Raw genomic sequence first — 8,998 nt, 5'->3', positions numbered from 1 at the left:
TTTTTTCATCCTTCAAGGTGCAACGACGGGTGCGTAGCCAGAGCTACGCAACCAGAGCTGGAACGCAGAAGGATGGAAAAACCCACTCGCCAGAATATGCAAAACCAACTGGTTAGGTACTTAACATTGATGTGCCGATGCTTGTGACAAGGGTTCGGATGTCATCGCAAATCTGCCGTCTCTCCGAGCTGCCTGAAAGCGCCCTGATCACCAATCCCCAGGCACCACTGAGTAAAAATCGTCCGAATCATTGACTCTCTGATGTTGCCATTTAAGAGCAGGTGCAGTGGCCTAAAAAAACGACATGGAAGAAGCTGCACTATTGTGCATGCAATTCTCTGATTTGAAGAATTCAGTATGATACTGTCGTTCCTTTTTATTAACCGAGGTGATAAAAGAGTTAAACAAAACGCCTATGGTCCAGTCAGATTTATAGCCAATACTGGAAGCCATTTTAATAGGGGTATTTCTGGTGTTTAACCTATACCCAAATGTTAACAAGTCCTTCTCATAGGCTGCATCGAAACAATAATGCCATAGGAAAGGATTGACCGGATAAGGAGTTTTTCCACTCTTCAGGTCATTCCAGGCACTATCGCAAAACGTCTTACCCTTCTCATCCAGACTGGCAATGGAAAAATCCTTACTAATACCTAACTCTTCTGCGGTATAGTAAAATCCTGCAGTAGCGAGAAAACTGTGCGTATTTCGGGGAGGGTGAAATCCAATATAGTTGTTGATTTCTTGTACTCTTGTAATCAACGGCTTAACTTTCGCAGTGCAGGTAATAAAATCACCAGTTCCGTTTCTGCCATCTGGCAAAGGATAGCCTATAGGGAAACATGACGCCCGGTTTAAATATTGGCTTATTGCCTGATCCAGCCCTAAACCCAAAAAACTTTCTGACTTAAGCTTGTAAGTATTGTCGTTTATCTTAACGGTGAAATCCTCATCCTTATCTACCTCATAAGCAATCTGTGTAGAAGCACCGCCCAGGTCAAGAACACCTACTGTGTCTCCCTGTAATTTTATGCGCGGGTTGTCATAATTCAGCGCCAGCCAGGCATAGAGCCCCTCTTTTCTGCCTGTTATTGTCGCCACTTCAATAGTGGCTGAAAGAAAGTTTTCTTTTAACCATTTTTCAATTTTATCATTCAGAGCTGCTCTTTTCTGAGGTCTGATTACCCGCATTCCGGCGGTTGAATAAAAGTAAATACTATTAATATTTTCTTTGCTGACTGAAGCGAATAGCCGATCAAGATAGCCATTCACACTATCTACACTTTCCTCGTGAACGCCTCCTTTTATTTTGCTTGACGTTTTTTTCTTGATAACAGGAATTCCGTTGGCAGGGTCTGAGGAATGTTCATAGATATAGAGTCTTGAACCGGTACTGCCCGCATTGACTACTGCAGTTTTCTTTTCCGGATCAGAACCATAAACTGCCGTTACTACTGAGCACAAAATTGCGAAAATACTCGCTAACTTTCCTGACGACATTACAGTCACACCCTGTTTTTCGGGGTTGAAACACCCGCCACTGAAACCTGATAAAGCGCTCGTTTTTTTGATCAATATTGACCCAGTGATAGTAGCAGAAGTTTGGGAGGATGAAGGTTTTGTATTTTAATTTTTTGCCTCGTCAGCAACAATGCTTCGGACAGTTTTAACCCATTGATATCAATCGGTTGAGCTCTCATGGCAATTTAAGGCAACTCGCTGGGACACCAGAATTGCCATTAAATTCGAGCCCTTGTGGCACAAGCCCCAGTTCATCCATGTTAAGTCCTCAAAAAGCTGTGCAAAGTATTTTTTAACAGAAACTGGTCGATAATTAATGAGGTTTGAAATAAAAAAATTCTCAATAAATTAGAACGCATATATAAATGAACAATAAATCACCTTCATGGGGAGAACCTGCCCCCTGGTTCCACGCTCACACAACCAACAACCCTCAATTTGCTTTTTCCAGTCTCGGCGGACGTTTTGTCGGACTGGTCTTTCTCGGAGACTGCTCCGCAAAACCGGTCATCAAGTTTCTGGAAGCAGTCATTCAATCAAACTTAATGACTCGTGACGACAAAAGCGTCCGTTTCGCAGTCACCCTGAATCAAAGAGACCTGCACAACCCCCAGGCACTGAAAGCATTCCCAAATCAACGTATTTTTTACGATGAAGGAGGAACTGTTTGCAGGCAATATGGAGCCATGGACAAACGCTCAGAACAGCAAGAAATTTTCTATCCTTATTGGTTAATTCTGGACCCAACGCTTCGTGTCTATGCCAAAGGCAACCTTGAAGAGCCTGATATTTTTATAACAACTATGCAGAAGCTGCCTGACCCTGTGTATCACTCATCTCCAGATATAGAACCCTGGGCTCCGGTTTTGCTGGTGCCCAGGGTGCTGGAAAGCGACTTTTGCGAAACCCTTGTTCGTTATTATCAGAAAGGGCAGCCGGAGCCTTCGGGCTTTATGCGAACCGTTGGCGGCAAGACACTGGAACTTCAGGATAACCATGTCAAACGTCGAACCGACCTCAGTATTGACGATAAAAACTTGCAGGCGGCGTTAAAACATCGAATAAGAACCCGCCTCACTCCCGAAATAGCCAAAGCTTTTCAGTTTCAGGCCACACGCATTGAGCGCTATATTGTTGCCTGCTACGACAGCAGCAATGCGGGCTTCTTCAAAGAACACCGGGATAACACTACGAAGGGCACCGCACACCGGCGATTCGCTATCAGCATCAACCTGAATAGTGACGAATACGAAGGGGGAGAATTGTGGTTTCCAGAATACGGCAACCGTCGCTATAAGCCCCCCACAGGTGGCGCCATTGTCTTTTCCTGTTCTCTTATGCATGCAGCAACACCGGTAACCAGTGGCACCCGCTATGTCACCCTGCCATTTCTTTACGATGATGCGGCAGCCAGAATACGTGAAGAAAATAATCGCTACCTGGGCAACGGTGTTGAGCCTTATCAGTCAAACTAATCTCTGCCGGTGCTACCATGGTTTGGCAGCGAGCTTACCTGCTACGCCCCCAACTCGCTCAAACTGGCATATAACTCGCTGAACTTCATGCAAAAGTTCTCTACAGTCTCAATCTCTGGCAATCTTATCCGCGCCAATAACTTTCACTTCAATATCTTTCGCTTCGATATTTTGCACCTCAACATCTCGTTCATAAATGTTGAAGGATGTTAAGGAGTGTTTGAAAAGACAGCCAGCTATTAAGCCAAGAATGCAACCATCACAAGGGCGCCCCAAAAAGGCACCAACAGTGAAGCCAAAGGCTGCCATGTAACATTGCGGTTTTTTGCTTTCAAGTCGGTATATGTGTCTTACCGTTTGTTGTGAAGCCGGTTGACTCTGTTGAGTCGGTTGAGTCGATTTGATCTCGATTGGTGCCATAGTTATCTCCGAGTTTGAAGGGTTCATCAATACAACATATAGAGTCAGATGACATGTCCTCTTAAATGTTCCAGAAAAAAACTAACATGGAGGATAGTATTGCTAACATTTCAGACTATTCATGAACTCAACCCACCCAACACCTGGTTTCGTCCGGAAAAGAAACATCCTCTCGTGCTGAACGCAAGGTCATGGACAACCGCATTATGAGTGCTAAGGTGAAACGGCAAAAGATTGACCGGCTGAACCGGCAAATGAGTAAGCTGTCTGCTGAAGCGGTTGGGAAGTATGGGGAAACAGTTCTGATATATACCTGCTATACTAACCAAAACACTGAATAAGTAGGTATTAGTATGAGCAAAAGTAAAACCACAGTGACCATTGATGACGAGCTGTTGGAGCAGGCTCGTGAGTTGAAAATCAATATATCATCCGCAGCGGAGCAAGGCGTAATGGCAGAAGTCAAGAGTCTGGAAGAAGAGCGTTTGAAGAAGCTCTATAAGGAAGCTATGGAAGAAATTGAACAAGTCATTAAAGAAGATGGTTTGTTCAGTGATGGCATGAGGACTTTCTAAATGTCACAGTTCGATGTGTGTTTGAACACCGCCGATAATGCAGACAAGTACCCTTACATTGTAGTGCTTCAGTCGAGTTTAATTCAGTTCGACGACCAATCGGTTGTTGCCCCTCTAAGCCGCAGTAACCGTTACAAAAAAGCATTGCAGGTATGCCCCCAAACTGTTGTGGACGATGAAGAATGGATGCTGGTTATTCCGCAGCTGGCAGCTATTCCCAATCACTTCATCGGCAAAAAAGTGGCCAGTATGCAGGAACAGCGTAGTAATATTATTTCTGCCATAGACCGCCTGTTCACAGGCATCGGCTGACCTTTAAAATCACTGGTTGACGACGGACAATCCACTGCATTTTATTATTACGTAGAGTATTAGTTTCTGGGTAATCTGGACAGGATGATCTTTAAGGTGTCTTTGATTTCCACAATGTCCGCTTTCAAATCAGAGACATCGACTTTCAAAGACTGTCACACACTGTAAAAGTGATCTAATACATTTCAATAGATTCTAAATAGGTACAAAATTGTGAGGATCGTACGAACTAATCAGCATGGTCAGGTTACCATTCCCGCAGATATTCGAGCCAAGCAGGGTATTAATCAAAAAACTGAAATAAGCGTTGATCTCAATGATCATGGAGAAATCATTCTCACACCGGCCAAAAGCCAGAAAGTGGATATTCGTGATTTACACAATGAATATTCGATGGATATGAGCCGGGAAGAATTCAATCAGCTTATAGATGATAGCCGGTCGGATCTCTGATATGTCTGCAGTCAGTGTAGATTCGTGCATGGTCATAGATGTGCTTGATACAAAAGCACCTCACTATGAAATTCAATTATCAGAATCCGGGGATAATAAAAGGTCATCATGACCAACAACTGGCAGTTCAATATTTATGAAGGGAAAAAGCTTTTATCCAGTAACAGTCAAGTCGCTTTTTCAAGTATATTCACATATTGGTGTACTTCCTCGCACTGGAACTGATTGAAAACTCTGATGCCATGCCTTTCCAGAAGAGCTGAAGTAATGCCCTGACCTGAAATCTTGCGACCCGAGAATGAACCATCATAGACATTGGTGCTGCCACAAGAAGGACTGCCCTCAGTCAAAATCGCAACCTTGATGCCGTACCTTTGACACACCTCATAAGCCTTTTTCGCTCCTGCCAGAAATGGCTTGGTGACATTCTGGCCACATTCCGTTTCTACTTCGGCAGAGCCATCTATAACACAGTCAGCCAAACCTTTTACTATTTCAGCCGGCAGTCTGGGTACTGGTAAACCACCCTCCAGCTCAGGACAGACAGAAATAATACGACCCTCTTCTTGCCACATTTTCAACAAACAGTGATCCGCTGTTTTGGCCTTTCCGTTATAACGAACCGGAGCACCTAGAAGACAGGCACTCACCAGTATTTTTTGCACAGTAAATAAACTCAAGTTATACGATAAAAAAAGAAGTTTATATCAGACGAAAATAGCTATCCAGCTGAGCTATCCTAAACAATAGACAGCCAAAGGATAATTCTTATGAAAGGACTCATTTTCAGCGGCCTCTGCCTGTTGTCCTTGCCCGCCTTTTCAGAAAACGACTTGCCTCTGCCATCACCGTCCGCTACCGCAGAAGCTCATCATTATAAAAAGCAGAGCATCGATCAGGTGGTTGAGAGCGGCGATGATGAGGAACTGGTGAGACTTTCCGGCCAAATCATCAAGAAGCTAAAATGTTCGATTTACCTGTTTCGGGATAAAACCGGAGAAATACAGATTCATATCAAGAATGACGACATACCCAAAAAGGGTCTGCTCTTCGGCTCCCCTACCATTATCAAAGGTGAGATCACGAAAGACCCAAGCAAGCCCGTTGTGGTGGAAGCTGACAAGATTCTTTATGTGTTCTGAAGGCTAATCCGCCCCCATGTGTTCCAGATCACCGACCATTTCTGAGTGCGGTCACCGACCACCAGGAAGTCGGAGTTGAGCAGTAAATCTCCGACGCCCTCCAGCGTTATATTTTGGATAGACACAGCATGACCAATATTTATTTTTCAGGCATTTTTTCCGGGTAAATTTAGTTTTTTATGGCAGTATTTAGTTTTTACCCTCACAGATATGGAGCAGTTCCGGGAATGCATAAATTGCAGGTCGGCGGCCAGATCCTTCCCTGAGCGTCACAATGGGACCATCCGGCACATGCAACTGGCGCAAAAGACCGTGCAGAGTAGGCTTACTGATACCAGACCGTTTAGCAAAATCGTTCACTTGAAAGATAGGTCTGTCAAAGAGTGTATCTACCAGTTGCATAGTGAACTTTGAGCCTGTCGTTTGTTGAACACTGACTTTAGTCTTCTCATATAACGACATGATCGTTTTTACTTTCTGAACGTTCTCTTTAGCCTGAATCAGTATGGCTTTGAGAAAAAATTCAATCCATCCTGTCCAGTCGCCTTCCTGGTAAATCCTCTTCAGCCGTTCGTAATATTCATCCCGGTGTGCTTCCAGATAACCTGAAAGATAAAACATAGGACTGGAGAGTCTCTGTTTACTGAATAAAAACAGCGGTATAACCAAACGACCAATACGACCATTGCCATCCTTGAATGGGTGTATCAGTTCAAATTGAGCATGAACAATGGCGGTCTGAGCCAATACATCAAAATCACTCTCGCCCAGATAATGATTCCAGGCTTCAAGATGATCCATCAGCTTTATGGGGTCCGGGGGAACAAAGGTTGCGGTCTCCAGGGTACATCCAGCTCGACCAATCCAATTCTGATCCTTTCGAAAAGCACCCGGTGCTTTGCCTTGCCCTCTTACACTGTCCAGTAGTAGCTGATGTAACTGTAGCAAGAGGTTTAAAGAGATAGTTCGCCCTTCAGCCAGGTACTCCTGAGCCAGCATCAATGCTGTTCGATAGTTCAGTATTTCCTGAATGTCTGTATTTTTTCTCTCGTCAAATTGAGCACCTGCTTCATGCTCAAGCACCTCTTCAACCGTGGCCTGGGTCCCTTCAATCCTCGATGATAACACCGCTTCCTGATTCATCAGGGGCGATAGCATGACCGCAGGATTAATGATTCCCTGCAGCAAACCACTGTATTCAGCGAGTGCCGCATTAGCTTCACCAACCAGCGTGATGAGACGGCTGAAATCAAGACCTTGAAGGGGAAGCGTATCAGGTATATACGGGGTCATGCCAAAACCTTATGTATTAAAAAAAAGAATATTTAATATATAAATCCTTTTGTGTCCGTCGTATCCAACACAAAATTTTTTATTAAAAATTGCAATATTTAATACACAATAACGGTAGCGTACTGAACCTGATACACAAATCAGATTTTGTATTAAATTAATTGATTTTTAATACAAAAAATACAAATCACTCGGCCACTTTATCTTTCCTAACAGATTAAGAGCGTCAACCAGCAAAGTCCACGCAGTTTCCAGACGGGGCTTCCATTACATTATCCAAACCTGCCTTCCAGTAGCACGCTCCTCCTGGGAATATTGCTCTGGCAGGGAGGTTTGGCTTATTCAGACTCCTAAAGACCAATTAATAACCGTGCATTCCAGATCTTCGACCAGTCCTGAGTTCGATCTCCCACCACCAGAAAATCGGAATTCAACAGACTCTCTTTGAAGTTGTAGGAAAACCGCTTGCCGTGAGGGTCCAGCAGTAAGCCTCCGGCACCTTCCAGTATCGCCTGAGCTGCTGCGGTATCCCACTCGGATGTCGGCCCCAGCCTTGGGTAGACGTCTGCCAGCCCTTCTGCGACATGGCAACTCTTGAGGGCACTGCCGACAGGCCTTACCTCCAGATTGGGATAGAGCGCTCTGAGTTTTTCAATAAATACAGCAGCTCTTTCGGTGCCATAACTGCGACTGCCCAGTGCCACAGTTTCCTTTCCTGGCTGAAAACTTCTTGGAGTAATACTGACCGCAGGCTGGTCCTCAGTTTGCTTGAAAGCCCCCAGGTCACTGCCACCCCAATAAATAGTATTCTCATCAGGGACGTGAACCACACCCAATACCGGGTAGCTTCGACCATCTTCTGACTTTTCCATCAAGGCGATATTCACAGTGAACTGGCCATTTCCATTGATAAACTCCTGGGTGCCATCCAGGGGGTCCACCAGCCAATAGCGTTCCCACTGGCAGCGTTCGGTAAAAGCGGTATGCTCCGACTCTTCTGATAAAATCGGGTATTGAACGTCCAGAGCCTTCAGGCCCCGCTCAATCACTTCGTTGGCTTTGAGATCTGCCACAGTAACCGGCGTTTTGTCAGATTTATGCTGAACACCCAGATCTTGCTGATGGTAAAGGGTCAGGATGGCCTCTCCGGCCTCTCGGGCAATCTGCTTTACGGACTCAATCAGCTTGTTGTCAAACATCAGGATTCTCCAGCCATCCGGCCTGAATTTTCTCTCTGACCAGAAACAGGGCAGCCAACGCCCTTGCTTCGGAAAAGTCCGGCCTTTCGTTCAGTTCCAGCAAGCGGTCAAAGGACCACTCAACCACTTCCAGGGGCTCTGGCTCATCCCCTTCGAGCTTTTCTTCATAAAGATCCCAGGCCACCATTGAGTGTATTCTGCTTTTCATGTAGTTGGGTGACTGGGTAAATGAACTCAGGTACTTCCATTGCCGGGCTCCATAACCGACTTCTTCCTTTAGCTCGCGGTTACCGCCTTGTTGCAGACTTTCTTCCGGCTCAACCAACCCCTTGGGCAGAGTCAACTGATAGTCTTCGGTACCACCGGCATACTCGCGGATCATCAGAAAACGATGATTATCCAGCAGCGGCACCACCATGACCGCCTGATGCCCTGTTCCAAAAGAACCCAATCGTTCATAGGTTCTTTCAACACCATTGGAGAATTTGAGATCCAGTTCTTCTACTCTGAACAGACGAGTGCGTGCAATTTCACGACATGCTTTGATGACCGGTTTTTCTGACATGATTCCCTGCCTCTTGTTCAGCCGTTATTATATGTGTCTAAGC

Annotated in this window: 11 protein-coding genes; 5 read left to right on the top strand and 6 right to left on the bottom strand. The window is 45.1% G+C overall.

Annotated elements, in window-relative coordinates:
- Window positions 1-291: 291 nt before the first annotated feature.
- Window positions 292-1,500, bottom strand: a complete 1,209-nt coding sequence (locus ACOMHB_RS01890) for a hypothetical protein (RefSeq protein ID WP_448215262.1) — start codon at window positions 1,498-1,500, stop codon at window positions 292-294.
- Window positions 1,501-1,886: 386 nt separating this feature from the next.
- Here ACOMHB_RS01890 and ACOMHB_RS01885 point away from each other — a divergent pair, with 386 nt between their 5' ends.
- A complete protein-coding gene (locus ACOMHB_RS01885; protein ID WP_448215261.1) occupies window positions 1,887-2,996 on the top strand; it encodes a 2OG-Fe(II) oxygenase family protein in 1,110 nt (369 codons plus the stop codon).
- 108 nt (window positions 2,997-3,104) lie between these two features.
- Here the strand turns inward: ACOMHB_RS01885 and ACOMHB_RS01880 are convergent, their stop codons facing one another.
- Window positions 3,105-3,416: a hypothetical protein gene (locus tag ACOMHB_RS01880; protein WP_422136304.1), complete on the bottom strand. Its 312-nt coding sequence runs from the start codon at window positions 3,414-3,416 to the stop codon at window positions 3,105-3,107.
- Between the two features lie 353 nt (window positions 3,417-3,769).
- Between ACOMHB_RS01880 and ACOMHB_RS01875 the strand changes: the two genes are divergently transcribed.
- The 3 genes from ACOMHB_RS01875 to ACOMHB_RS01865 all read left to right on the top strand — a co-directional run bounded on the left by ACOMHB_RS01875 (window position 3,770) and on the right by ACOMHB_RS01865 (window position 4,756).
- The gene (locus tag ACOMHB_RS01875; protein ID WP_317144082.1) at window positions 3,770-3,991 is read left to right on the top strand and encodes a type II toxin-antitoxin system CcdA family antitoxin; all 222 of its coding nucleotides are present in this window, start codon (window positions 3,770-3,772) and stop codon (window positions 3,989-3,991) included.
- Window positions 3,992-4,303 (top strand): CcdB family protein, encoded by a 312-nt coding sequence (locus ACOMHB_RS01870; RefSeq protein WP_317144083.1) that lies wholly within the window; start codon window positions 3,992-3,994, stop codon window positions 4,301-4,303.
- Window positions 4,304-4,516: 213 nt separating this feature from the next.
- On the top strand, window positions 4,517-4,756 hold the full coding sequence (locus ACOMHB_RS01865) for an AbrB/MazE/SpoVT family DNA-binding domain-containing protein (RefSeq protein ID WP_448215260.1): 240 nt from the start codon (window positions 4,517-4,519) through the stop codon (window positions 4,754-4,756).
- 167 nt (window positions 4,757-4,923) lie between these two features.
- Here the strand turns inward: ACOMHB_RS01865 and ACOMHB_RS01860 are convergent, their stop codons facing one another.
- Window positions 4,924-5,421 carry a 2-thiouracil desulfurase family protein gene (locus ACOMHB_RS01860; RefSeq protein WP_448215259.1) on the bottom strand — a complete coding sequence of 166 codons (498 nt, stop codon included), beginning with the start codon at window positions 5,419-5,421 and terminating at the stop codon, window positions 4,924-4,926.
- A gap of 105 nt (window positions 5,422-5,526) precedes the next feature.
- Here ACOMHB_RS01860 and ACOMHB_RS01855 point away from each other — a divergent pair, with 105 nt between their 5' ends.
- The gene (locus ACOMHB_RS01855) at window positions 5,527-5,898 is read left to right on the top strand and encodes a NirD/YgiW/YdeI family stress tolerance protein (protein WP_448215258.1); all 372 of its coding nucleotides are present in this window, start codon (window positions 5,527-5,529) and stop codon (window positions 5,896-5,898) included.
- A gap of 189 nt (window positions 5,899-6,087) precedes the next feature.
- On the opposite strand, the gene ACOMHB_RS01850 is transcribed toward ACOMHB_RS01855, so the two are convergent.
- From ACOMHB_RS01850 to nudE, 3 genes are all read right to left on the bottom strand, one after another.
- Complete coding sequence (locus ACOMHB_RS01850; RefSeq protein WP_448215257.1) at window positions 6,088-7,191, bottom strand: Fic family protein; 1,104 nt, start codon at window positions 7,189-7,191, stop codon at window positions 6,088-6,090.
- Between the two features lie 350 nt (window positions 7,192-7,541).
- Complete coding sequence (cysQ, locus tag ACOMHB_RS01845) at window positions 7,542-8,390, bottom strand: 3'(2'),5'-bisphosphate nucleotidase CysQ (RefSeq protein ID WP_448215256.1); 849 nt, start codon at window positions 8,388-8,390, stop codon at window positions 7,542-7,544.
- The gene (nudE, locus tag ACOMHB_RS01840) at window positions 8,383-8,955 is read right to left on the bottom strand and encodes an ADP compounds hydrolase NudE (RefSeq protein WP_448215255.1); all 573 of its coding nucleotides are present in this window, start codon (window positions 8,953-8,955) and stop codon (window positions 8,383-8,385) included. The genes cysQ and nudE overlap by 8 nt, the downstream gene beginning before the upstream one ends.
- Window positions 8,956-8,998: the final 43 nt, after the last annotated feature.

The sequence above is a fragment of the Endozoicomonas sp. 2B-B genome (assembly GCF_053470045.1).
The sequence above is the reverse complement of the archived record's forward strand: the minus strand, read 5'-3'. Positions and strand labels throughout refer to the sequence as shown.